The sequence below is a fragment of the Paenibacillus sp. J22FR83 genome (assembly GCF_059691955.1).
This window is the reverse complement of record NZ_JCAUAM010000013.1, coordinates 1-25,322: the sequence shown is the minus strand read 5'-3', so window position 1 is coordinate 25,322 and position 25,322 is coordinate 1. Positions and strand designations below refer to the sequence as shown.

The window sequence follows — 25,322 nt, the reverse complement described above, 5'->3', positions numbered from 1 at the left end:
ATGACTAACCAGCTTCAGCAGGGCATGTTTGCTCCAACATTCCGAACGGTTGACCACTGCGGCAACCCTATATCGTTTGATGACTATCGTGGCCGGAAAGTGCTACTCACGTTTATGCGCTTCTCTGCTTGCGCTCTTTGCAATTTGCGGGTGCATCATTTTATCAAACGTTTTCCAGACTGGCAGCGCCAAGGTATGGACGTCATCGCATTCTTCGAATCACCGGAAGCGAATATGCGGACCTACGTCGGAACTCAAAATGCTCCGTTTCCGCTTGTCGCGGATCCAAAGGCGGAATTATACGATTTGTATGGTGTCGAGACGTCCGAAGAGAAAGTACGTAATACAATGGCCGATGTGAACACGAAAATGTTTGTCGAAGTAGCAGCTGCTGCCGGGTTTCACCTTACTCCAGAGGAAGGTTCAAACTTCAATCGAATACCTGCTGATTTTTTAATTGATGAGAACGGTATCATACAGCTAGCGCATTATAGCCGGATTATTACCGACCATCTCTCGCTTGAGGAGATCGAGTGTTTCGCTGCAGGCGAATAACGACGTATGGTAAAAAAGCAAGGCAGCAACATGCCTGCTGCAATAACAGCATATACGATAGTCCCGCCCCCTTCCCTCCTAGGAAGGGGGATTTTTCGTTGTGGAAACAATCCAATCCATATTGGGGGCTATGAGAGATACTATGAACATAGCATGAAGACAGCATGTTGCAGAACAAGAACTCAGAGAGGATGTGAAATATTTGAAGATAACCCGCGAGATAAAGACCTTTGAGGATATTAAGATAATACATTTGATCTCAAATTTCGTAATCTGTATTTTCTGTTATACACTGAAGGATCCGAGAGCACAAAAGGACTAAGTGAAGTTATTCCTTCCCGAATCAGATCATGGTTATTTCCCAAGTCGTTCCCTATCCTTTGGGAAATGGCAGGCATTATACTAACATTAGACGTGATGCAAGGAGTTGTGGCTTGCAGTTCTCATTTTGATAATGTTAGGAGAGAGTACGATGATATGCAATAAATTGAAGGTAGCGATAACTTGTTCGCTATTGTTGAGTAGTATGACCCTAGGAAGCGGTGCGTTCGCATCCGATAAGGCTATTGATGCTGACGCTCAGATCAAGGAATTTGTCTATCTGGACAAGGAACTCGACCGGATTTCCCAAGTGTCGGCGTCGATTCCGGACGGCACACGTGATGGTCATCTCCGACTGCTGCTGGATGCGGGGGATGGCCTGGATATTCAATCAATCACACTGAGAACCGCCGACAGCAAGGGAAATGAGACGAGCCAAGGCATCTGGAAAACCTGGAAGTCCGAAGCTGGCGATATTGGCACGTTGCTTGCTGTCGTGCAGGACGGCAAATCGATAAACGAAACGTTCCAGGCGAAGCTTGGCTCATTCCAAGGCATCGTCGAGTTTGAGTTATTCGCATCCGATAATAATGGGATGAAGCCGGGTGTGTATTATTATTTGGAAATCGCGACAAGCAGCGGTATACTGCGGACGCCGATCACTCCCTATGCAGAGAACGAAACCTCCTATGCGCCTGTGGCTATTCGTGAGTTCAGCTGGCTGGATTTGACATCTGACCATACAGGTATCGCTGAATTCGGCAAAGATGGATCAACAGACGGCCATTTTCGATTGAAGTTGAATTTTGCACAGAAGTCGGAGGTGTTGGCTATTATTCTTCGCGCTACCGACGAGAAGGGGAATGAAGCTCCTGGGATTTGGCGTACGAACCGGGCTGGTGTCGGTTGGCTGCTCGGCATTGCGAAAGGAGATACAGTCATTACACCTGGGTTCAAAGAGGATGTGAAAGAACCAGTCGGCACGTTCCAGGGGACTGGAGTCTTCGACTTATACGCCAACAACAACGGGTCGATCAAGAATGGGCAACACTACGTCATTGAGGTGGAGACGACTTACGGCACGGTTATCTCTAAACCGGTGAAGTTCGGCGATCCGGCATCTAATTATGTCAATAACAATCCGCTCGGGTTCAAAAGCATTGTGCTGACACTTGATGCGATTACGGCTTTCGTCGATGAGGAGCGGCATATGCTTGACGTGGCGCCGTTCACGCTGGAGGGTCGCACCATGGTGCCAATCCGCTTCATTGGCGAAGCACTTGGCGCAAAGGTGGACTGGCATGGCGATAAGAACCTCGTCATGCTAACCAAGGGAGACACGAAGGTCGAACTAGTGATTGATCAGAGAGAGGCTTATGTGAACGGCAAGGTAGTTATGCTGGATACGCCGGCTATCATTCGGAACGGCTTCACCCTGGTGCCTGTACGGTTCGTCAGCGAGGGATTGAACATGAAGGTGTTCTATGATGATGGGGAAATTCTGATTACGGATGCAAAAGTGCGTGAAGTAAAGTGAAGTAGCGCGCCTTCTCGGTTGAATGGCAGACGTCGATAGGCTCTGCCTTTTTGTTGTTGGCGCTAAGCCAAGTTATTACAAAGTTTAAAAATTATGTACCTAATGAGATGCTTCAACAGAAACTTGAGTTAATAATAAGTCAAATTCAATCACTGTCAAGAGACAGAGACTCATTTGGGCTTATTCATGGAGACATTAGTCTGGGGAATTACCTGAATCATGAAGATTACCCGAGCATCATTGACTTTGATCAATGCGAGTACAGTTGGTTTGCTTCTGAAATTGCAACATCGATATTCCATGAAACTCCAATTCCATTTGTTATTACAGATGTAAATAGACGTAGAACAATAACAAAACGATTTTTTTCAAACTTTTTTCAAGGATACTCCAAAGAAAATTCATTAAGCCGTAGTTCACTAGATGCTATTCCACTATTTATTAATTTAAGACAAGCTATTGTTATTGGTCTTATATACCGTAGTTCTGAAATGGGGAACTTTGATAATTGGAGTAATTGGAATAAGGAAGCATTAACATTTTATATGAATAATATAAAAAATGATATACCTTACATTGACTTGGATTTAACAAGTCTATGATGATGGAAATATATAGAAGATTGTAATACTAGGGAGAATGTTAACAATACAAAAGGCTCTCTAGTCGGAAGAATAAAATACATAAAGTGGAAAGCCTTGTTAAAGTAACGGATAACGATTGGGCAGGACAGTATTCAAATACTTCGGAAAGTGTTCCACCAGCCAAATGATTATTTAAGAATTGACTATCGGTCATTAAACCCTTGACTTCCCACATCAAATCATTTATCCTACTTACATCATACGATTTCAATGCAAGACACATTCCCTACGAGGTGTTTTATGAGTGTAGCAGGTTTTCAACAGGCATAACTTAAGAAGATAACATTCTATTCTATAGGTGAAGCGGGATACCGTTTCTAAAAATCCTATATGATAGTTTTATTTAAGTTACCTATGAAGAACCCTGCGAATACATCATGAAACATGACTCGAACAGAGGAAGTAAACTGCGGCTTTGGATATAAATCCTTGTCAGCTGATGGCTTTTTCCTATGTGTAACATCATGTAAATTGAGTGTAATGAGCTGTGGGTTTCCCGCAGCTTTTTTTGCGCTTATTTGGGCATAAACGTTGAAATCTTATGGTGCAGGGTTCTTCATCATGATCACCTAATCGTGAGGAGAATGTAAAGATGAATCCAAGTACAAAGGAAAAATTACAATATAACGAATTGAAGACGCTCGTCCAAAGCTATTGTGTAAGCAGTCTGGGCAAGCAACTGATCGATCAACTCGAACCAAGTTCAAACCTCAAAGTAGTGAAGCAACGTCTCCTTGAAACAACGGAAGCCCGCGCGATTCTAGATACCGAGGGACATGTGCCGCTGTTGGGGATTTCGAATATTACATTCATGATGGAGAAGCTGGATAAAGGGATGGTGCTGGATCCCTCCGAACTGATTACCATTGCTGATTTTCTACGGGGTTGCCGGAAAGTCAAGAAGTTCATGACCGAGAAAGAATTCTACGCTCCTAAGCTAAGTGCTTATGCCAACTCCATGTGGGATTTCCAGAACATTGAAGATGCAATTCACCAGGCTATTAAAGGGAATCGGGTGGATTCAGGAGCGAGTAAAGAGCTCAAACGAATCCGTAAGCATATTGATATTGCCGAGGCGAAGATTGAGGAGCAGCTACAAAAGTTTTTGAAGAACAGCGCGAACAAGGAGGTTATTCAGGAGTTTTTTGTCAGCAAAAAAAATGACCGCTTCACCATCCCGATTAAAGCTGCCTATAAGCATCAAGTGGCTGGAACGATTGTCGAAATATCTTCCAAGGGTTCGACGGTGTTTATAGAGCCGTTAACTGTTGCCAAGTATACCACAGAGCTTTCGGGTCTCAAGATGGAGGAGGGGATGGAGGAGCTTCAGATACTGTCGGCTCTATCGGATTTTGTCGCAAATCAGACCCAGCCGATAACGGTCAATATTGATTTGATTAGTCTGTACGATATGATTTTCGCCAAAGGAAAATTTAGCAAAAGCATGGATGGAATCGCACCTAAAGTGAACGACCATGGGACGATTAAATTGGTTCGATGCAGGCATCCATTATTGTCCAGAAGTGCGGTTCCGCTGGATTTTGAAATTGGGGATAGATATCGAAGTTTGGTCATTACGGGTCCGAATGCGGGGGGCAAGACGGTTGTCCTGAAGACGGTCGGTTTGATCGCGCTGGCGGTGATGTCCGGCTTTCACATCTCGGCGGATGCGTCTACCGAAGTGGCTGTGTTTGATCGTATGTTTGTTGATATTGGGGATAATCAGAGTCTGGAGAATGCGCTTAGTACCTTTTCGTCCCATATGAAAAATATAGCCGAGATCATGCGCCAAGCGAATCGCAATACGTTGTTGTTGTTTGATGAGATTGGTAGTGGAACGGAACCCAATGAGGGGGCGGCACTGGCCATTGCGATTCTGGAAGAATTTTACCAAATGGGTTGTATGACAGTTGCGACCACGCATTATGGAGAGATTAAGGAATTTTCGGAACGACATCCGGATTTCATGAACGCAGCGATGGCATTCGACAACGAAACCTTAGAGCCGCAATATAAGCTGCTGATTGGGCAATCGGGCGAGAGCAATGCGCTTTGGATCTCGAAGAGGATGGAGTTGAAAGATGCGGTATTGGGGCGGGCGAAGCTTTATATGGAAAGTAAGAACTATCGGTTTGATCTCCTGCATGAAAGTAAAGTAATGAAGAAGCCAGCAGCGGCGCTTACGGATGAAACGGAAGTTGTACACGAGGAGTACGGGATAGGCGATCGTGTGCGATTATTGGAGCATGATGAACCTGCGATCGTATACAAAGGCCGAGATAGCTTCAACCATATGACAGTTTTATTTGAAGGGCAGCTCATAGAGGTGCATGCCAAGCGGGTATCCTTAGAACTACGAGCTAGCGAGTTGTATCCTACGGGATATGATCTGAATACGCTGTTCACCAGTTATAAAGACCGCAAGTTTCAGCACGATATGGAGCGTGGCTCGAAGAAGGCGTTGCGGCAAGTGCAGAAGGAAATGCGGAAGCAACGGGAGTGACGCACCACGAGCGAACGCTCCTCGTCTCAATAAGACGAGGGGCGTTTTTGCATTTTCAAAAATACAGCCCGATCAACTCCTTAAGTTTTCCAAATTAATGATTTCAGATCCATAAGAATGGCTTAATGGTATGACGTGCCTGTTTTACAATTGCTAATTCTTCCGCAAGAATTTGAATGCCTCTCTCAATATCCTGTTCATCTGTTCGCATAATACTCATGCGTAACAAGTTCATCTTGGGGAAGGAAGACAGGTATTGTGGATCCGCGGGTAGCACATCAACCCCTCTTGTGTGTAGTGCCTTAACCAATTCCTCGGTATTAATGTCATGGAGGTTAATCGCTGAGAATAGGCCTCCACTCGATGGAACGGAATATAAGAATTCCGCAGGCAATAGCTGGCTTGAGACTGCTTTCAATGTGTTGATACGTTGATTATACAAGGCTCGCATTTGCTTCGCGTGATGATCATACATGCCTGATTGCAAAAAAATCTCTAGTACGCCTTGGGATAAAACTGAAGTGCTCAGATCCGCTGTTCGTTTATGTTGCTGAAGAGTGGGGACAATGTTATGCGGCACTGTCGCTGCTGCAAGTCGTAGTCCAGGCAGCATGACTTTAGAAAAGCTTCGAAGATAAATGACATGACTGGCGCCATTAAACGTCCAGATGGGGTCCGCTTTGTTGTTTGTATCAAAATCGGCCAAATAATCGTCTTCAACAATATAAACATCGTACCTTTGTGCGAGCTCCGCTATTCTTTGTTTTTCCTTTGGGGTGTAGGACGTACCTAACGGGTTATGGAAACGTGGGATGGTGTAGAAAAACTTGATCATGTTGCTTTGAAAATGTCGCTCCAGTGCGGCCCAGTCCAATCCGTCAGGTGTTCGTTCGATCCCAATGACCGTTTGATTCTGTGCCTTAAGTGCCTCCAACATCCCCCAGTAAGTAGGCTGCTCAACCAAGATGTTTGTCTTCCCATTAGGGAAAGGCATCCCAGCGAGGAGATAAAGAGCCTGCTGCGCTCCTGAAAATACAAAAAGCTGCTGCTCCGAAGAAAAGACCTGCTGCTTATGAAAGAGCTTCACCAGCTCCTGGCGTAAGGACAATAACCCTTGCGGATCGGGGTAAGCGAAAATGGAAGCTTCAAATAGTTCCATCGCTTTGTTCAAACATTGTCGAAAGTCCATTTGGGATATGGAGGAAGGGGCGGGTGCCGCCGATGTAAAATCGATTCGTTTGTTTTCGAGTAAGGGTAAAAGGGCTTCTTGAGCGACAACATAATACCCACTTTTAGGACGTGAATAGATCAGATTATCTTTTTCGAGATCTTGGTATGCACTGATTATGGTATTGAGACTACAGGCAAACGTTTGACTCTGTTCTCGAATCGAGGCTAATCGTTGGCCAGGTTTAACATGGCCATTAGCAATGTCCAAGCGGATGCGTTCGATCACCTTTTGTTTTTTGTTCGGCATAGCAACCCCCGTGTATAGAATCTGTATCCTTACAGATGTGATCTTTGAAGATATACACCTTCATCTGTAACTATTATAATGCAAACTATCATGCAAAAGTAAACGCGGGGTGGACAGATTGAACAAAACAAGAAGTGGTTGGATCAATGGATGTATAGGTGTTCTTTTTTTTAGTGGCTCCCTACCAGCTACACGATTGGCCGTTGCGGATTTTGATCCGTTGTTTCTCACGGTATGTCGCGCGGCAATCGCTGGAGTATTAGCTGGTGGATTGCTTCTTATTTTCAGGCAGCAACGACCTGTTCGAAGTGAAATCATTCCACTAGCCTTAGTAGCGCTTTGTGTTGTCGTGGGATTTCCGCTGCTGACAGGCGTAGCCCTTCAATATGTCACTTCCGTCCATGCAATTGTCTATATTGGTCTTTTACCACTCTCGACAGCTATCTTCGGGGTATTGCGCGGGGGAGAACGCCCTAAACCGATTTTTTGGGTATTATCCGCATTAGGGAGCTGCCTCGTAGCAGGGTTTGCTTTAGCAAATGGAGCTACATCTTCGCCAGTCGGTGATGGACTCATGCTGGCATCGATTATTGTATGCGGATACGGGTATGCGGAAGGTGCACGTCTCTCACGTAGACTTGGCGGATGGCAAGTGATCTCTTGGGCGCTTCTCATTTCGCTTCCCTTAATGCTGGTGCTCACGCTTTATTACTTGCCTGCGTCATGGGAAAGTATCAAGGTGTCATCCTATATAAGCCTTGCTTATGTCTCATTATTCAGCATGTTTATTGGCTTTGTGTTTTGGTATCGAGGTCTTGCTCAGGGAGGCATAGCAGCAGTTGGACAATTGCAACTCCTCCAGCCGTTTTTCGGCCTGATACTCTCGGGTCTTGTATTGGGCGAATCCATCGGCTGGCCTGTCTTTATTGTCAACATTGGCGTTGTCATGTGCGTGACGTTTGCCAAACGTTTTTCTTCCATATAAAGATGGATTACGCAGACTCGGCGAAAACGATATTGTTTGAAATTTTCCTGGAGAAAAACGTTACTTATATAAACAATAAATTGGAACTGTTATTTGTCATTAAGCTAGTTGACAGGAGAGTTTGAAGTTCATGTAGAATAATTTGTTTTAATAAAACCATTTTTGGATAATTATGATGGTGGAAAACGGAGTTGTTACAAATGTTTTTAGTAAATTCTCGTGCCATAATTGAAAGAATCGTAAACGGAAAATTAGAAATAGTAGTACAGACAAGGGATAAAGCAGGAGAAGCGAAAAAAATTGAGCTTCCTGGTGGCAGAATTGAGCAATATGAATCATTAACACAAGCTCTAATAAGGGAAGTTAAGGAAGAGACTGGACTGGATGTAGTTGAAATTGAAGGTGAGGATACACGGGTTTATACAACAGGTGTCGACCCAGATTTCCAAGTGGAATGTATTAGACCGTTTGGAGCTTATCAAACAATAAAAGGTCCTTTCGATTCAGTTGGAGTTTATTTCCGTTGCAAGGTGCAAGGAGAGTTAGTATCTTCAGGTGATGATACTAAGAACCCAAGATGGATTTCAGTAGACGAATTACGAAGTATGATGGTTGAGAATCCTTTGGAATTTTCGCATGTAGACAGAGCAGGGATAATGTTTTACTTAAAATTACTTGAGCTGAAGGTTTGATTGTAAATCTTGTTACGGAGTTAAAACTACAACTCTTGACAAGCCAGGTTGGCAAATACTAGACCGATTGAGGAGAAAGCATGCATGAAGGATTATAAGTTATATATGCTTTTCCTTCCCGAAAAGATATATTCGATCGAATTTATTAAACAAAATGGAGTATTAGAAGGTACGCTAGCTATATCTGAAGTAGTCAGAGAGGTAACAGAGATAATTACTTCAGTACCTAATATATCAAATAGTTCACATCCATTCACAGCCGTACAAGAAGACGAACAAATAACTATTACTTTTGTAGGATATCAGTCTAATTATTTAAATTGGACTGATTGGATGGAAGGAACTATTTGGTCTGGTCATATTTCTAGCAAAAATTTAATATTAACAGATAAGGATGAATTTCAATATGAGTTTACATCAGGCGAGCTAGAGGAATTTCACAATCGATTAAACGAGTTATACGATCTTATTGGCTGATTTCAACCACCTTGCGACTAACTATCGTATCGTGGTTTCTTTTTGTCCGCCGTTGTATCGCAATAACACATAATGATTTGAAGAGATTGAGCAATTCGAACGAATGCGCTTTTTTCTTGTAGACGTGATAATAGTTGCCTTTACTGTAGCAGGAGATTGTGAACAGCTCCACAATGTTAATATCACAAAAGAAGATACTCTCCTCTCGTGAATTGTGTTAAAATAACCCGATAATACTGCATATCACTGAGGTGGTTCGGATGCTCTTGCGTGGGAAGTCCAGTACAAACCATGTGTTCAAACGTTTTATGATTTCTTTCTTATTCATGTTGATCATCCCGATCGTGCTGTCGAGCTTTACCTACTATGAAGCGGTTCAAATCGTAGAGACGCAGTCCCGCGAAGCCAAGCTGAATGTGCTGGAACAAGCACGGGATTTGCTCGACAAACAGTGGAGGGATATGGACGAAGCGGCGATTAAACTGTCCTATGATTCACGCTTGATGGGGCTGTTTTATTTGCACAAGCCGCTTGGCAACTCTCCGGAGCTCTTTGACATTTGGAATTATTATAAAGATTTTCATTCGTCGGCCATAACTGGAAGCGCATTCACGAATACCTTCTTCGTGGTGCTGAAAAATAGCGACCTTGTGTTCTCCAAAGTCCAGATGACCGACTCGTCAAAGACATTTTATGAAGACGAGTTTCATTATCAAGGTATGTCGTACGAGGAGTGGCATTCATTGTTGTTCGATAAGCCGCACTTGCGCGACATGCTCCCTTCGCGGAACGTATGGGTGAGCGGGAAAGAGACATCAGGCATTACCTACATGACATCCCTACCGCTTGGCACGAACCAGGAGATCCAAGCTGTGGTCGTATTCGCGATGGAGGACAAGGATATTATGAAGCTTGTCGGAATCGACGAAACAGAAGGAGCAGTTGAGACGGAAGGTCAGACGTTTGCCATTTTGAATGACAAGGGTGAAGTCGTAACCGCAAGTGCGGACATTCCAATTCCGGCGAAAATCCGCAGTGCGACCGAGCAGCACGGCTATATGCATGCGGCAATAGAGGGAGAAGATCACCTCTTCGTCTACACGCGTTCGGCTTACAACAACTTGACCTACGTCGTTTCCTTGCCGATTGAACAAGTGATGGGCAAGGTCAATTACATCCGCACGATTGCTCTGTCTGTTGCTGCAGCTACGCTCGTCGTTGGCACGATCATTTCTTTGTGGATGGCCAATCGGCACTCCAAGCCGTGGAAAGATATTGTCAAAGTCCTCAAAGCGTTTTGGGGCAACGACCCGCTCGGCAGCAAGTCGGAGCCGTCCGAACGCCCGAATGAGGTCGATTATTTACAGACGAGCATTACCCGGCTAATCGATAACAATCAGTCGCTTCAGCAAATGCTGCAGCGACAGGCAGAGACGCTCAAAAACGTGTTCATCGAGCGTCTGTTCAAAGGTGAGTTTGAAGACCGTGCGCAAATGCATGCGATGTTGGTTCATGCAGGTCTCGAGATGCACGGGAGAGGCTTTGTCATTGCGGTACTCCATATCTACAAGCATAACGAAGTGCTTGGTGCAGAGAGTCTAGAAGAATTGAATATCCTCCGGGCTGTGATAGAGGGAACCATTCGTGATCACCTCCAGGAGAGAGGCTACATTCACACGATGCATGAGAATGAACTCGCGATTTTGATTCGATCGGATGCGATGGAAAAGAAGGCGTTTGTTAGCGAATTAGACGACCTGTTCCTCCAAATTAACCAGGACATTAAGGAACGGTATGTCATCGTCCCTATGATTGGCGTCGGCAGCATCTATGAAGATCTGCTCGATGTGCACTATTCATACCAGGAAGCGAAGCTGGCCGTCACGGACAGCCATGCGGCAGACAGCGGAAAGTCAGCGATTGGATGGTATGCCCGGATGGCCAAAGAGCAGACCGGTTATTATTACCCGACAGAAGTGGAGATCCGCCTCATGAATGTCATTAAGGCGGGGAACGCCACGGAGCTCACGCATATTTTGCAGCATCTGTATAACGAGAACTTCTTGATCCGGACGTTGTCTGCCGGCATGAAGCAGCATCTGTTCAGCGAGCTACAGGCGACGGAGCTTAAGCTAAAGGAGGAGATTGGACATCAAGTCGTTCTCCTGGAGGAAACTGACGCTGATTTCACGCTGGACATCTCCGGCGCCGAGCCGGGCCTGCGAGACATCTTTCTTCAATTCCATCACCTTTGCAGCTCGAACGAGAGAAACAAGAAGAGCCGAAACACGCATCTCCAGGACAACATCGTGGCGTATATCAACGATCATTTTCAAGATCCGAACATCAGCTTATACGCGATTGCTTCTCATTTTAATTTATCTGAATCATACTTGTCGCAGTTTTTCAAAGAGCAATCCGGGGAAACGTTCAGTTCGTATCTGGAACAGCTCCGCATTTCACTTGCCTGCCGATTGATTGCACAAGGTTCGTTGTCGATTGACAATATCGCGGTGCAGGCAGGTTACAACAGCACGCATTCGTTCCGCCGAGCGTTCAAAAGGACGATGGGCGTGTCCCCATCGTCCTATAAGGACATGCAAGCTTAACCGTTATTCGCTTTGTTGTAAGCGTCCGTCCGCAGCTTCATGACTTCCGGCAGGCCGGCCTTGTTCGCGGCATCCATGAATTTTTTCCAATCCCCATCGTTGGACGGGTCGAGCGCTCCCATAATGAATTTCAGCCAGTACTCGTCGCGCACGCCGTTCAATGTCGTTTCAAGCCCAACCAGTTTCTTGCGATCGGCGTCGCTTAATTGCAGGATCGGCTCGATAGGTCCGTAGTATTTAGGCTTGGCCGGGATAACCGTGCTCATCTCCAGCTTCGCTTTGTTGAAGGTTTGGTCAAAAGTTTTGTAAGGTGTAATGAAGCCGCCTAATCCGATCACCCCGACATTGATGCCGTAGTTCGCCAGCTTGTCTCCCTGCACTTGAATTGGCGTGCTCATTGTCGGTAGGAACGCAGGAACGCCGTCCTTCTTCTCGTACGTAACGCCTTCCTTGCCATACGTGTACCAGAGCTGGCCTTCATCCGAGACGGCCCAGTTCAAGTAATCAAGCAGGCGGTCGACCTTCTCCTGGCTTGTGCCTTTCTTGATCGCCGGTCCCCAGAACGAATAGTACGATTCTTTCTTGTAAATCGTCTTGTTCGGGTCGTTGGACGGATGGTCGTAATTGTCGACCCACGCCCATTTGGCGTCGGGAGCGGCAGCTTTTTGCTGTCCGTCCATAAAGGAAGGATCGTTGATCGTTTGCGCAATGACGTGATTGCCTTGCGCGATCAGCTTGTTGGTCTGGTCGGCTGTGGCTGTGGCGAAATCTTTCATGAGCAAGCCGTTTTTATACATTTTGTTCAGGAATACAAGAATATTGCGGCTTTGGTCGCTAGCAAGCGGGTAAGCATAGAACTGTTTGGTGGCCGGGTCCACGTAGGAGTTCCAAGTGAGCAGCAGGTCGGGAAATCCGAACATTTGGAAGAACGTACTGACGGCCCACAGCGGCGACGACGAGTTTCCTGGCACCACGAACGGAATAAGGCCTGTTTTGTCCTTGATCGTTTTAAGCGTGTCAATCATTTCATCCGGCGTTTTCGGGAATTTCAAACTATATTTGTCAAAAAGATCCTTGCGATATTGCCATGCCGTCTGTACCGGTATCGTCCGCTTATTCGGTAAGAAGTACAGTTTGCCATCGGAGAAGCGCGTCGACTTGAGCACAGTATCCCATTCTTCGTCACTCCAAATTTTCAGGTAATTCGGCAATTTTTGCTTGATTTCATCCAATTCAAACGGGCGCAAGTAGCCCGCTGACATCCATTCGATCGATTTCCATTGATCGCGGGAGTAGGGGACGAACTCCGGGCCGTCTCCCGTGGAGAACAGCAAGGTTGTCTTGGTCGCCCAGTCGTTGCGGCTGTAGTCCTCTGTCTTGAATACAAGGTTAAATTTCTCTTTCAACATTTTCGCTTCCAAAGTATCCTTAACCGTCGAGGCATCCAATATCGCTCTAGACACGGTAATCGTCAGTTCCTTATCGTATTTGCCAGTGGATGCGGAAGATGCTGCAGTTGGCGAGGCGGACGGTGCGTCGCTGCTCTTGGTGCAGCCGACGACAAGTGTGAGAGGCAGGATGATGGCTACCACGAGTGTAAACGGTTTTTTTAACATGTGAAATTCCCCCTTGGTTTCGTATTCTTCGCAAAATCAACCTTTTAACGAACCAATCATGACGCCCTTGACAAAATATTTCTGAATAAATGGATATAGAATCATCATCGGGCCGATGGACACGAACAATGTGGCGTATTTGATCGACGTTACGTCAGTAGAAGCCATCTCGCTGGCCGATGCTTCGCCTGCCTTAATGGATTGCATGAGCAACTCCGAGCGGATGATGATCTGTCGCAAAACCATCTGCAGCGGGTATTTATCTGTATCTTTCAAGTATAGCAGCGAGGAGAACCAGGCGTTCCAATAGTTCACGGCGTAGAAGAGACCAATGGTAACCATCGCCGCCATCGATAAAGGTAGTGTAATCCGTATGAAAATGACAAGATCGTTGGCCCCGTCCAAGTAAGCGGATTCATTTAATTCTTCAGGAATCGCTTGGAAGTAAGACCGCATGATGATTAGATAATACGTGGATACGGCCGTAGGCAGGATAATGGCCCAGAGTGTGTTATACATTCCCAAGTTTTTCACGAGTATAAAGTTGGTAATCATGCCGCCATTAAAATACATTGTAATGAGTATGAACACCATGTAGAAGCGGCGCAGCGTCAGCTTTTTCCGCGAAATGGCGTAAGCAAGCGAGGTCGTGAGCAGCATGCTGATCGCTGTACCGAGCGTCGTATAGACGACCGAATTCAGGAAAGAGAGAGGAACAGTTTTGGCTTCCCAGATGAGACGATATGCTTTTAGTGTAACATCCACCGGGAAAATCGTCACTTTGCCAAGGTTGTAAGCGGTCGGACTGCTGAGCGATGCGGACAAGACATAGAGCACCGGGTAAATGGTCACGATCAGGATCACAATCATGACGACATGCACGACAATGTCCAACATTTTGGACGATAACGAATGATCTCGAATCATAGAATCACCTCCTTCGGTTTAGAATAAGCTGTTGTCGGTCGTCTTCTTCACGAACCAGTTGGCGCTTAGCAGTAGAAAAATGTTAATCACGGAGTTGAAAAATCCAACCGCCGTGGCGAAGCTGTATTCGCCGAACTCGAGGCCTCGACGGTATACGAACGTGCTGATCACATCCGATACTTCGTAGGTGACGGGGGACTGCATGAGCAGGACCTTGTCCGCGCCGAGCGACATCATTTTGCCGATCTGGAGCAGCAGCATGATCATGATCGTAGGCTGGATCGCTGGCAAGGTAATGTGCCAGATCATTTTCACGCGACTTGCCCCGTCCAGCGAGGCGGACTCATACATATCCGGGTTGACGTTCGTCAAGGCGGCGAGGTAGATGATCGCGCCCCACCCGAGCGTCGTCCAAATATCGGACAGAATGTACAACGGCCGGAACCATTCCGACACACCCATGAAATTGATCGGTTCCATATGGAACACTTTGACGAGCAGCATATTGAACGGGCCGTCCTGGGGCGAGAGGAACATGAACAGCATCCCGACGATCGCCGGCAGCGAAATGAAATGCGGCAAATAGCTCACCGTCTGCACGAATCGCTTATAGAAGCGGCTTCGGATCTCGTTCAGGAAGATGGCGAACAGGATCTGCAACGGGAAAACGAACAATAATTCGAGAAAGCTGAGCAGCAACGTATTGCGGATGACCCGCCAAAAGTACATATGCTGGAAAAACGCTTTGAATTGATCGAAACCTACCCAAGTACTGCCCCATACCCCTTTCATCGGCTGAAAATCTTGAAACGCGATCAAGATGCCATACATCGGAACATAATTGAAAATCAGATAATACAGAACCCCCGGCAAAGCCAATAAATGAAGATATTTCGAGCGCGCCCACCCTTTCTTGAACGCAGATGCCCAGTTGCTCCGTCTTTTCACCGGATCTTTAACAAGGGGCGCAACATGATTCACTTGCTTCAACTCCTTTCATTTTGCATGATGATAAGCTTATTGTACGGGAGGCCGCCATGCCGTTTCGGATTATGGCAGCGTTTCCATCAGCGCTTACCGTCATATTACGAAGCTCCCTACAAGTGCACAAGGTACATCTCATAAGAGGGGTACTTTTGATTAGATTACGTAAGGGAATCTCTCTTTTTCTAAAAAATTGTACGGTGCCCGCAGCAGATGGAAGTGGTTCGTACGGGTGAACAGGGGTATGATCGACAGGAAGGGGGCAGAAGCTCACCACAGAAAGAAAGCGATTACAACATGGCTCCTGCTGATGAAAAGGAGGTGGTTGGATGGAACTCGGGAGAGAAGAATGAGTTGAGCTTCAGATTGGCTTAAAAATAAGAGGAGGAACAAGATGAGGAAGAAGACGATTTCTTTACTGCTTACACTCCTGTTTACGATGCATCTGTTGCCCGCTTTACCGGTACGAGCTTCGTCGAGTGGCATCAGCAATCTTACGCAAAACGACCTGTGGTATGATCCAGTTACCTACGCTGTATATGACGACTTGCAAACTGGAAAGCCCATGTACGTCAACGATCCCTCTACGACTTTTTCCAACATCGGTCCCTATGCCGGCTTGTCGTTTATCCAAACGAGTGGGGGAACGGACCATAAGAACGAACCGACCAATCCTTTCCTCACTTTCGAGATTGACGAGGATGCGACGATTTATGTGGCCATGCACGCTAGTAACGCTTCAACGGATCCGTTCAACGCCGATTACTGGCTAACTCCACAATACGGTTGGACGTTTACGGGGAATACGATGGAAACCCAAATCAAGGATGTGGACGGTAACGTAACGGAGACGAACATCTATCGCGTCTATTCGCGCACCTACAAGGCCGGAACTGTCGCCCTCGGTGGGAACCAAGCCACGGGGCATATCGGATTCGGCCGGATGTATTCGGTCCTCGTCGGTCCTGCCGTCGGTACACCGCTGGATCCCCCTCCGCTGCCGCCAAGCGTAGTCCCCGGCACGATTCCCGCTTTCCCCGGAGCTGAAGGCGGCGGTAAATTCGCAACAGGCGGGCGCGGAACAGACGTGTACTACGTCACGAATTTAAACGATTCCGGACCCGGCTCGTTCCGCGATGCGGTCAGCGAGAGCAACAGGACGATTCTGTTCAAGGTGTCCGGGACGATCGAGCTGGAATCGATGCTGTACGTAACGGCCTCCAATTTAACAATTGCCGGGCAAAGCGCGCCTGGGGACGGCATTACCTTCAAGAAGCATACCGTTGTGTTCCAAGGTGATAATCTGATAGTGCGCTATATTCGCTTCCGTACAGGAGACGGAGCAGGCGTCGATATGGACGGCACCACAGGTCGTCATCGCGCGCAGCTCATCTTCGACCATATTTCGGCAAGTTGGGGAAGCGATGAGTCGTTTTCTTTTTATCAGAATGTTGACTTCACACTGCAATACAGTACGATTGGCCCAACAATCGTGAAATCGAACGTGGAAGGTAAAGGGTTTCACGGTTATGGAGGCATTTGGGGCGGTGACAATGCCACCTTTTACTACAATTTGCTCGCCCACAACGACAGCCGCAATCCACGGTTTTCGGGCAAATCGATGGACGTGCGCAACAATGTGATTTACGACTGGGGCTACAAGAGCATGTACGGCCAGAACGATCGGGGCAACATGGTCAACAATTACTACAAGGCCGGGATCAGCACCTTGATTGAAGACCGGATGGCAGAGACAGATGTGGTGGATGCGAGTCCACCGTATAGCTCCAATATCGCGCTCACCGGCAACAAGAGTGTTCGTCGGGACGGCAGTTTGTCCGCCAGCAGCCACCCGAACAATTTCAATGGCATCTACAAAAACCCGCAGATGTTCGTCAGCACGCCGTTCGCGATGCCGAATCCGTCACCGCAGGACAGTCCTGACGTCGCTTACGAGAAGGTGCTGAATTACGCCGGAGCCAGCCTCAAGCGGGATGAAGTCGACCGCACTCTCGTGAACGACGTTATCAACGGGACAGGGAGCGTCATCTACACGAAGACTAACGTAACGGCTGAGGAGCAAGCTACCCTGGATGGCAAGCATGCGACGAAAGTCACGCTGCAATGGCCGGTGCTGCAAACGACCGAAGTGCCTGCAGACACGGACGGCGACGGGATGCCGGATGTGTGGGAGCTGGAGCACGGTTTGAATCCGAACAGCGCTCTCGATGGGAAAGCCGATTTTACCGGCGACGGGTATACGAATTTGGAGAAATACCTGAACGAATTGACGATAGGCACTTTCCCGGAAGGCGTCGTTCCGACAGTGCCGAAGGCTGTTGTTAGCGGGGCTCCTAGCGATTTGCAGGCTCAGGCGTTGGACCGGGATTCGATTCGACTGGCGTGGACACCCGTGGCTGGTGCAGCCGGGTATCACGTCTACCGGGCAGCTGGCGTCAACGGTGCGTACACGAAGCTGACGACAACGGCGCAGACGGCTCCGGCATTCATTAACAACGGATTGACTGCCGAAACCGAATATGCGTACAAAGTGACGGCTGTTACATCTAGCGGAGAATCCGCTTTATCGCTGCATGCAGCCGCCACGACGAAAGCGCCGCTTCAGCCGATCACCGTCGATTTCAACGACGGAACGAACGGATCGCCTTATTACGCGCCGGCCGAATGGCCGACGGCGTGGACAGTATCGCCTACGCCTAGCCCGTCCGACAAGAGCCTCAGCGTTGAGCCTAATGCAATCGGGACGTTCACGTACGATTTCACATCGACCGGCACGACCTCGCATCTCGAGTTCGATTACATGCGGGAGGCGAACTCTGATCTGGATAAGCTCTTGTTCTATACAGGGACGAACTTCCTGGAGACGGTGTCCGATTCCGTCTATGGATTGCGCTATCGACTAGGGACGACGTCCGAGTACCGCAATCTGATTCCAGGCTTCCAATTGAACAACTGGTATACGGTGGCGATCGATTTGGATTTCTCGACGAATACCGTAACGTTCCGCACGGGGCAAAAGGGCGAACCGCTGACAGTACGGGCACAGGAATCATATACGGGAGCAAGCTCCAAAATCAGCGCCATCCGCGTCTACAACCAGCGCTCGAGCGGTAACGTGTACTTCGACAACGTGACATCCTGGAACGGGCCGGCTGAACCGTCCGGTATCATCGGCACAGCGAGAAGGAATGAAGTCGCGCTCAGTTGGAATGCGGTAAGCGGAGCTGACGCTTACGCGATCTACCGGGCAGAGAGCCTGGACGGACCGTACAGGAAGCTGGATGTCGGAGCGATCACGGACACATCTTACCGGAATAAGGGTCTGCTTTCAGACACGACGTATTACTACAAGATCACTGCAATCAATGCGGAGGGTGAATCGCCGTCATCGACTCCTGTACAAGTGACCGTCGGCGGACAGTCCTCGGATCTGGTCGTTGATTTTAACGACGGCACGGTAGGGCAGCCGTATTCTGCCTATCCTACGGCATGGCCGGCATCATGGCTGATCGCAGCGGTGCCGAGCAGTGCGAACCGCAGCTTGAGCGTCCCGAACGGAGCAGCAGGCAACTTCGTCTACGACTTCATGGCCGAGGGACCGACCGCGCATTTCAGCTTCGACTATATGCGCGAAGCGAATTACAATGGAGACAAGATTCTACTTTATACCGGCTCGAACTTCTTGGAGATTCAGACGGATGCAGCGAACGGTCTGAAATACCGGCTAGGCACGAGCAGTACTTATCGCAATCTGATTCCAAGTTTTCAATTGAACACTTGGTATACGGTGACGATCGATTTGGATTTCTCGACGAATACCGTAACGTTCCGCACGGGGTCACAGAACGGCACGCTGACGCAGCAAGCCCAAGAATCGTATACGGCTGCGAGTCCCAAGATTAGCGCCTTCCGTGTCTACAATCAGCGGTCGGCGGGCAATGTGTATTTTGATAATTTCAATGTGACTAGAAATTAAATCGTTAAAGCTCCCGCACCGCATTCAGCGGTGCGGGGTATTAAAATGGAAGGAAGAGGATGTTGCTTTAATTCCGCAGATAGCTTCGCCGTATGAGCAACAGTGGAGGCCTGCTGGTTCATAAGTCCACGCATCTTTTCGATTTGGTGATCAGTTACAACTTTAAACAATGTTAATCAACCATGGGAAATATTAAGGGAGGCTATTCGAAATGGAAGTAATCGTGCTTAATACTTCAGATGAATTGGGCAAAACGGCAGCTATACATGCAGCGGAAGTACTGCGTACGGCGATCCAAGAGCGCGGCATAGCCCGGCTTACGCTGTCCACGGGAGCGTCGCAGCTCGATTTTTTCAAATATTTTGTGGAAGCGGATTTGGATTGGGGGAAGGTCGAGATGTTTCACTTGGATGAATACGTCGATTTGCCGGAGACGCATCCAGCTAGCTTCCGCAAATATTTGAAGGAGCGGTTCCTGGCCCATGTCGCTGTCGAGCGCTATGCATTGGTGAACGGTGAGGGCGATATTCGCCGCAACATCGAGGAATTGAACGCGCGCTTGAATGAAGCGCCGGTCGACCTAGCCTTAATTGGCATCGGGGAAAATGCGCACGTCGCCTTTAACGATCCACCGGCCGATTTCGATACCGAGGAGCCGTATCTAGTCGTCAATCTTGCCGAATCTTGCAAACAGCAGCAGGTGGGAGAGGGATGGTTCCTTTCGAAGGAAGATGTGCCGAAGCAGGCCATTACGATGAGCATCCGGCAAATTTTGAAAAGCGCCGTCATTATCTCTTGCGTACCGCATCGGGTAAAAGCGAACGCGATTAAGCTTACGCTGGAAAATGAGTTGACGAATGATATTCCTTCCACAATTTTGAAAACCCATCCGCAGTGGACGCTTTATCTCGATCGGGAATCTGCCTCGGCGGTGGACGCCGGACTGTTAAATCACGTATAAAAGTTTGGACCAACGTGGGAAGGTGAGCCTAATGATATATAAAATAGCGGTCATAGGAGCCGGGCATAATGCAGAAGGGCATTTGAAGGCGATGCGTGAGCTGCAGGAGCAATTGAAGCCTGTCGCGGTAGCGGACATCCGGCTCGATCGGGCGGAACTGCTATCCGAAGCGGCTGGCATTACGGCGTATACGGATTACCGCGAGATGGTGATGAGGGAGAAGCCGGATATCGTCGTCATTACGCTGCCGCATCATTTGCATAAGGAAGCAGCGGTCTTTTGCGGCGAGGCGGGTTGTCACGTGCTGCTTGAGAAGCCAATGGCGCTAAATGTGCAGGAATGCAGCGAAATCATGGATGCCGTGCGGCGCAGCAACGTTCGACTAATGGTCGGCCATACCCAGCATTTCCTCGCGGAGAACTTGCTGGCGAAAAAACTTATTATAGACGAAAGCGAGCAACTAGGGCAGCTTGTCATGATGAATGACACGCGTCACACCACATACTACACAGCGGAGCGTCCTGCTTGGTTTCTCGATAAGCAGCGTTCGGGAGGAGGTATCCTGTTTAATCTGGGCTCCCATTCGGTTGATCGGATCATGTGGTTCGGAAATGCCCCCATCGTAAAGGTCCGATCTTCGATCAGCCATTACGGATCAGTAGGCGACGTAGAGGGCAGCGGAGTGATTTTTCTTGAGAATGAGGGTGGCGTTCCTTCAACTATTGTACAGTCGGGTTACGGCGGCGTGCCGAGGAACGAGCTTGAGCTTGTTTTTACGAAAGGGATGGTGAAAGTTGTTCCAGGCCAAGGTGTGTGGATCAGCCGCAAGGGTGTGTATGAACAAGTCCCCGTACAGTGTGTAGAGCCCCCTTTCGTCCTGCAATTTCGTGAGTTGCTCGCAAGTATCGAAGAGGGGCGCGAACCCCAATGCTCGATGGAATATTCAAGAGATGTCATTGCCGTACTGGAAGGCATATACCGCTCTCATGAGCTGAAATCGGAGATAGCACTGCCTTTAGGGGAGTGTAGTATAAAAGAAATCGATTATTACAACTAAAGAAACATGCGATTCTCCATGAGCAAGCGCGTAACGATTCACGCTATCGCTCAATAGCACGATTATATTTGAAAATCAGGTGAAAGGCTTCATTCTGTTGTCGATCTCGTTCAACCGTGCATTTTTGGCTAAGCTAATAAGGTTGGGACTTAACGTTATCGCGATCGATCTACCGGCCGTTTTTGCCTGCAACGAATTGACCGCTTTTAATGCTATGAATGAACTTACTGACCGCGGTGTGAAAATACCTGAGTAAATTGATGGAACTAATGAGAAGCGGGCAAATGGAGATCGATATTGTCTTGCAGCCCAAATTGCTCGAACGCAGCACCATGGCAGATTTTAAGGGAGGTGCATAGACATTGAAATGGAAAGGGCGACTTGCGGATACGGGAACGTATGTTGAAATTACAGCAGAGGATAGCCTTATTCGGTCTGTGAGAGAAATTGACGAGCAGGAGCAGACGGTTCCGTGGATATCTCCCGGTTGGATCGATTTGCAAGTGAATGGTTTCGACGGGTTTGACTTCAATGGGGAAGTGACAACTACGGAGGACGTTGTCGGTATAACGAACGCTATGTTAGCAAAGGGAGTGACAACCTACCTGCCGACCGTGATAACCGGCAGCTCCGGGCGCATCACGCAAGCATTAACCGCCATAGCCGAAGCCTGCGATTCATCGGAAAAGGTGGGAGGCTGCGTCCCCGGTATCCATCTCGAAGGCCCCTATTTGTCCGAAGAAGACGGTCCGCGTGGGGCCCATGACAAGGCGTATATCCGTAATCCCGATTGGACGGAATTTGCTGAATGGCAGTCAGCTTCGGGTAATCGGATCCGTCTCGTAACAATTGCACCTGAACGAGAAGGCGCGATACCATTTATCAGCAAATTGGCCGAATCAGGCGTAGTTGTTAGCTTAGGGCATACGAAGGCGACGACGGAGCAGATTGAAGCAGCTGTCAAAGCAGGTGCAGTACTCTCCACGCATTTGGGGAATGGCTCACATCCTACGCTGCCACGTCATCCTAACTACATTTGGGACCAATTGGCAAACGATGGTTTGTGGGCGACTTTCATACCGGATGGGCATCATCTTGCCCCTAACGTATTAAAGACTATGTTTCGAGCTAAACACGACAAAGCGATCTTCGTCAGCGACTGTGTGAAATTTGGCGGCATGCCTGCAGGACGCTACAAGAGCAACATCGGCTCGCAAGTCGAGCTGCATCCGAATGGCAGACTGACGACGGCGGAGAATCCCTATATTTTGGCCGGTTCGGCACAATCTCTTGACTGGGGAATTGCGGCAGCGATTCAACTGGCGGGTATCAGCCTTAAAGAGGCAATCGAAGCGTCAACTATCCGCCCCGCGACCGTAATGGGATTTAGCAGGTTGGGCAGGTTGGCCGAAGGGATGACCGCTAACCTGACATTGTTCGATTACCCAGATTCCGGCAGAAAGCTGCATGTTCGAGAAACAGTGCTGAATGGAAAGACATATCATCGTTCGGAATGAAGAAGGATAAGTTCATTTAAATGAGGGTGTCCCATAAGCCATGAAAATGGCAAGGGGCACCTTCTTTTCAGTTTTGTAAAACAAAAAGAACCCGTTCTTGGGTAAAATGGAAGCACGACCCACCATTTACGATAAGAGCGGTTTCTTTGTACATTCAATATACGATGTATCAACTTTGAAGTAGAAGTCACGGTCAATGGGACGAGCACATTCAGAGTTGATTCGTGTAATCCAGGTAAGGAATTAGTCTCACGCAAATTTACCCAACTGGCTGAAGTACATGAGGAAGGACTCCCATATACTGTTGTTGTTGGGGAAAGCGGATGTTCTAATATATTTTAAATATCACAAATATGACAAGTTTATTACGGGGGTAATTGCGGGGACAATTAGTAGCTAGGAGAAGGACGCTGCGATTTATTTTATTAGGTATCCTAGTATTGAATATCATCTGCTATTTATATGCACCGAACTTCGTTCCGCCTGCATTTGCAGCAATGATCATAATGATCATTGGTAATCGCTCTAATGATAACTATTGCAAATAGAATTGGAGCTCGAGTTCAAGGAGATGAAGGCGAATATTATGATAATCGCAAAGATCAATATCCTGAACTGTCAGAGCATCTGCGTATGGAGCCAGTAGTAAATATCTAACAATGAAATCAATATAAGACACGACTGGCAGTAGTTCCTTTATCATTAAAGTAATGGGTTAATTCGGGTAACCATCAAGCAAAACTAATTGGTAAACATGCGTTTGACAATACATAATAAGCTCGAACTCTTGGAAATCTAAAAATAAACTGGATGACCATGATAGGAGACAACCATAATGATCCAAAATAAAGAAATAGTCGAAAAGGAACATGATATCCGATTAACTTCTGGTGAACTCACCCCCCTTTGGACAGGTTATCTAAGCGATAGTATGGCAAATTGCGTGCTCAAATACTTCCTGAATAAAGTTGAAGACGCGGAAGTGAAACCAATCGTTGAGTATGCACTAGGATTGACAGAGGAACATATGGAATTTATAAATTCGCTATTTAAAAATGAAAAGTTTCCTATTCCTATTGCCTTTACTGATAACGATGTTAACATTAACGCCCCAAGACTATTTTCTGATGGTTTTATGCTACTTTATTTAAGAAATATGGGCATCGCTGGTACAACTACTTACTCCATGGCTTTAGCAAGCAGTTCTAGAAAAGATATACGCGCGTTCTTTAATCATAATCTGAAGACTGCAGCTGAGTTGCAAGAAAAAGCAATAACTACGCTGCAATCTAAAGGTTTAATTCCTAGAAGCCCATATATTCCGTATCCTGATTCTGTTGAGTTTGTACAAAAGGAAGGTTGGTTAAATGGATTATTAGGTGACCGTAGGCCCATTAATGGTGCAGAAATTGCTCAGTTATTTTTAAACATAATGACTAACTGCGTAGGTCAAGCATTGATGCTAGGTTTTTCTCAAGTAGCAAAGACAAAAGAAGTTGTCGAATATATTTTGCGCGGCAGAGATATATCTTCTAAGCACATTGAAGTATTCAGCTCTGTATTACGCGATGACAAATTGCCAGCACCTATGACTTTGGAGACAGATATTTCGAATTCTACGGAAGCCCCATTTTCTGAGAAGCTTATGCTGTACCATACAGTCTTACTTTCAACCTTAGGTTTAGGGAATTATGGAGCAGCTCTTGCAGCAAGCACAAGAAGGGATTTATCGGCTTTATACCTGCGGATTGCAGCAGAAACAGGAACATTTGCAGATGACGGTGCAGAACTCTTGATAAAGAATAAATGGATGGAAAAGATGCCTGGTGCGATAGAACGTAATGCTCTGTTATCCGTGTAAACCGTGATGCCAAATGGTTAGGGGACAGAAGTTGGAGAAGCTTTTGTGGAGCATTGCATTTCCTGGTTTTGGGCAACTATTGAATAGAAAGTATATTAAGGGTATCTTACTAATTACACTAGAAATAATAATCAACCTCCAATCTCATTTAAATAAAGTAATACAAAGTAGTTTTATGGGGGACATCGGAGGAGCAATTTCGGAGACGGATTATCAGTGGCTCATGTTTTACCCTTGCATTTACATGTTTGGAATTTGGGACGCTTACCGTGATGCGGATAATGAACAAAAACCATTTTCTTTTCTTCCCTTTGTATTTGCTGCTTTTTTTGCAACTACTGGCTTGATATTTTCCCCTTATTTATTAGGACCAGTGTGGCTAACATTAATCTTCTGTTTTGTTGGTGTAGGAGTTGGCATTTTTCTCAGAAAAATGGTGGTTGACCATTCCGCTAACTGGGAACAATAGTTCAAAATTAGAGATATTCCGAAAAATCGAGTAGATAGGAGCGGCTAGCCCCTGACCTCTCACACCACCGTACATGCGGGTCCGCATACGGCGGTTCCGAATGGTTAACAAAGTTCCAAATAACGTGAAAGTA

19 protein-coding genes are annotated in these 25,322 nt (G+C 47.1%); 15 read left to right on the top strand and 4 right to left on the bottom strand.

The window, feature by feature from the left end:
• The 4 genes from AC58PV_RS22985 to AC58PV_RS22970 all read left to right on the top strand — a co-directional run bounded on the left by AC58PV_RS22985 (position 1) and on the right by AC58PV_RS22970 (position 5,560).
• Positions 1-555: a redoxin domain-containing protein gene (locus AC58PV_RS22985; RefSeq protein WP_497434787.1), complete on the top strand. Its 555-nt coding sequence runs from the start codon at positions 1-3 to the stop codon at positions 553-555.
• Positions 556-1,027: 472 nt separating this feature from the next.
• The gene (locus AC58PV_RS22980) at positions 1,028-2,413 is read left to right on the top strand and encodes a copper amine oxidase N-terminal domain-containing protein (protein ID WP_497434785.1); all 1,386 of its coding nucleotides are present in this window, start codon (positions 1,028-1,030) and stop codon (positions 2,411-2,413) included.
• Positions 2,414-2,463: 50 nt separating this feature from the next.
• A complete protein-coding gene (locus AC58PV_RS22975) occupies positions 2,464-3,015 on the top strand; it encodes a phosphotransferase (RefSeq protein WP_497434784.1) in 552 nt (183 codons plus the stop codon).
• A 634-nt stretch (positions 3,016-3,649) separates the two neighbouring features.
• The gene (locus AC58PV_RS22970) at positions 3,650-5,560 is read left to right on the top strand and encodes an endonuclease MutS2 (RefSeq protein WP_497434783.1); all 1,911 of its coding nucleotides are present in this window, start codon (positions 3,650-3,652) and stop codon (positions 5,558-5,560) included.
• A gap of 103 nt (positions 5,561-5,663) precedes the next feature.
• Here the strand turns inward: AC58PV_RS22970 and AC58PV_RS22965 are convergent, their stop codons facing one another.
• A complete protein-coding gene (locus AC58PV_RS22965; RefSeq protein ID WP_497434782.1) occupies positions 5,664-7,037 on the bottom strand; it encodes an aminotransferase-like domain-containing protein in 1,374 nt (457 codons plus the stop codon).
• A gap of 118 nt (positions 7,038-7,155) precedes the next feature.
• On the opposite strand from AC58PV_RS22965, the gene AC58PV_RS22960 reads away from it, so the two are divergent.
• The 4 genes from AC58PV_RS22960 to AC58PV_RS22945 all read left to right on the top strand — a co-directional run bounded on the left by AC58PV_RS22960 (position 7,156) and on the right by AC58PV_RS22945 (position 11,800).
• Positions 7,156-8,022 carry a DMT family transporter gene (locus tag AC58PV_RS22960; protein WP_497434780.1) on the top strand — a complete coding sequence of 289 codons (867 nt, stop codon included), beginning with the start codon at positions 7,156-7,158 and terminating at the stop codon, positions 8,020-8,022.
• A 200-nt stretch (positions 8,023-8,222) separates the two neighbouring features.
• Positions 8,223-8,714 (top strand): NUDIX hydrolase, encoded by a 492-nt coding sequence (locus AC58PV_RS22955; protein ID WP_497434779.1) that lies wholly within the window; start codon positions 8,223-8,225, stop codon positions 8,712-8,714.
• A gap of 84 nt (positions 8,715-8,798) precedes the next feature.
• Positions 8,799-9,191 carry a hypothetical protein gene (locus AC58PV_RS22950; protein ID WP_497434778.1) on the top strand — a complete coding sequence of 131 codons (393 nt, stop codon included), beginning with the start codon at positions 8,799-8,801 and terminating at the stop codon, positions 9,189-9,191.
• 260 nt (positions 9,192-9,451) lie between these two features.
• Positions 9,452-11,800 (top strand): helix-turn-helix domain-containing protein, encoded by a 2,349-nt coding sequence (locus AC58PV_RS22945; protein WP_497434777.1) that lies wholly within the window; start codon positions 9,452-9,454, stop codon positions 11,798-11,800.
• Here AC58PV_RS22945 and AC58PV_RS22940 read toward each other — a convergent pair.
• Genes AC58PV_RS22940 through AC58PV_RS22930 form a run of 3 tightly spaced genes read right to left on the bottom strand, consistent with a single transcriptional unit; the run spans position 11,797 to position 15,291 of the window.
• A complete protein-coding gene (locus AC58PV_RS22940) occupies positions 11,797-13,416 on the bottom strand; it encodes an extracellular solute-binding protein (RefSeq protein WP_497434776.1) in 1,620 nt (539 codons plus the stop codon). The two genes, AC58PV_RS22945 and AC58PV_RS22940, sit on opposite strands and share 4 nt — an antisense overlap.
• Positions 13,417-13,452: 36 nt before the next feature.
• Positions 13,453-14,343: a carbohydrate ABC transporter permease gene (locus AC58PV_RS22935; RefSeq protein WP_497434774.1), complete on the bottom strand. Its 891-nt coding sequence runs from the start codon at positions 14,341-14,343 to the stop codon at positions 13,453-13,455.
• Between the two features lie 18 nt (positions 14,344-14,361).
• Complete coding sequence (locus AC58PV_RS22930; RefSeq protein ID WP_497434773.1) at positions 14,362-15,291, bottom strand: ABC transporter permease; 930 nt, start codon at positions 15,289-15,291, stop codon at positions 14,362-14,364.
• Between the two features lie 249 nt (positions 15,292-15,540).
• Here AC58PV_RS22930 and AC58PV_RS22925 point away from each other — a divergent pair, with 249 nt between their 5' ends.
• The 7 genes from AC58PV_RS22925 (at position 15,541) to AC58PV_RS22895 (ending at position 25,189) form a co-directional block, all read left to right on the top strand.
• Entirely contained in the window at positions 15,541-15,702 is a 162-nt protein-coding gene (locus AC58PV_RS22925; RefSeq protein WP_497434772.1) for a hypothetical protein, read from the top strand.
• Positions 15,703-15,721: 19 nt separating this feature from the next.
• Positions 15,722-19,324, top strand: a complete 3,603-nt coding sequence (locus AC58PV_RS22920; RefSeq protein WP_497434771.1) for a fibronectin type III domain-containing protein — start codon at positions 15,722-15,724, stop codon at positions 19,322-19,324.
• 211 nt (positions 19,325-19,535) lie between these two features.
• On the top strand, positions 19,536-20,285 hold the full coding sequence (locus AC58PV_RS22915; RefSeq protein WP_497434770.1) for a 6-phosphogluconolactonase: 750 nt from the start codon (positions 19,536-19,538) through the stop codon (positions 20,283-20,285).
• A 31-nt stretch (positions 20,286-20,316) separates the two neighbouring features.
• Positions 20,317-21,342, top strand: a complete 1,026-nt coding sequence (locus tag AC58PV_RS22910; RefSeq protein ID WP_497434768.1) for a Gfo/Idh/MocA family protein — start codon at positions 20,317-20,319, stop codon at positions 21,340-21,342.
• A gap of 362 nt (positions 21,343-21,704) precedes the next feature.
• Positions 21,705-22,859 (top strand): N-acetylglucosamine-6-phosphate deacetylase, encoded by a 1,155-nt coding sequence (locus AC58PV_RS22905; RefSeq protein ID WP_497434767.1) that lies wholly within the window; start codon positions 21,705-21,707, stop codon positions 22,857-22,859.
• Between the two features lie 835 nt (positions 22,860-23,694).
• Positions 23,695-24,720 (top strand): DUF3231 family protein, encoded by a 1,026-nt coding sequence (locus tag AC58PV_RS22900; RefSeq protein ID WP_497434766.1) that lies wholly within the window; start codon positions 23,695-23,697, stop codon positions 24,718-24,720.
• A gap of 31 nt (positions 24,721-24,751) precedes the next feature.
• The gene (locus AC58PV_RS22895; protein WP_497434764.1) at positions 24,752-25,189 is read left to right on the top strand and encodes a hypothetical protein; all 438 of its coding nucleotides are present in this window, start codon (positions 24,752-24,754) and stop codon (positions 25,187-25,189) included.
• The last annotated feature ends 133 nt before the right edge of the window (positions 25,190-25,322 follow it).

Coding starts and splice junctions, on each gene's coding strand:
- AC58PV_RS22985 (WP_497434787.1), top strand. CDS start 1: ATGACTAACCAGCTTCAGCAGGGCATGTTTGCTCCAACATTCCGAACG.
- AC58PV_RS22980 (WP_497434785.1), top strand. CDS start 1,028: ATGATATGCAATAAATTGAAGGTAGCGATAACTTGTTCGCTATTGTTG.
- AC58PV_RS22970 (WP_497434783.1), top strand. CDS start 3,650: ATGAATCCAAGTACAAAGGAAAAATTACAATATAACGAATTGAAGACG.
- AC58PV_RS22965 (WP_497434782.1), bottom strand. CDS start 7,037: ATGCCGAACAAAAAACAAAAGGTGATCGAACGCATCCGCTTGGACATT.
- AC58PV_RS22955 (WP_497434779.1), top strand. CDS start 8,223: ATGTTTTTAGTAAATTCTCGTGCCATAATTGAAAGAATCGTAAACGGA.
- AC58PV_RS22950 (WP_497434778.1), top strand. CDS start 8,799: ATGAAGGATTATAAGTTATATATGCTTTTCCTTCCCGAAAAGATATAT.
- AC58PV_RS22945 (WP_497434777.1), top strand. CDS start 9,452: ATGCTCTTGCGTGGGAAGTCCAGTACAAACCATGTGTTCAAACGTTTT.
- AC58PV_RS22940 (WP_497434776.1), bottom strand. CDS start 13,416: ATGTTAAAAAAACCGTTTACACTCGTGGTAGCCATCATCCTGCCTCTC.
- AC58PV_RS22935 (WP_497434774.1), bottom strand. CDS start 14,343: ATGATTCGAGATCATTCGTTATCGTCCAAAATGTTGGACATTGTCGTG.
- AC58PV_RS22925 (WP_497434772.1), top strand. CDS start 15,541: ATGGAAGTGGTTCGTACGGGTGAACAGGGGTATGATCGACAGGAAGGG.
- AC58PV_RS22920 (WP_497434771.1), top strand. CDS start 15,722: ATGAGGAAGAAGACGATTTCTTTACTGCTTACACTCCTGTTTACGATG.
- AC58PV_RS22915 (WP_497434770.1), top strand. CDS start 19,536: ATGGAAGTAATCGTGCTTAATACTTCAGATGAATTGGGCAAAACGGCA.
- AC58PV_RS22910 (WP_497434768.1), top strand. CDS start 20,317: ATGATATATAAAATAGCGGTCATAGGAGCCGGGCATAATGCAGAAGGG.
- AC58PV_RS22900 (WP_497434766.1), top strand. CDS start 23,695: ATGATCCAAAATAAAGAAATAGTCGAAAAGGAACATGATATCCGATTA.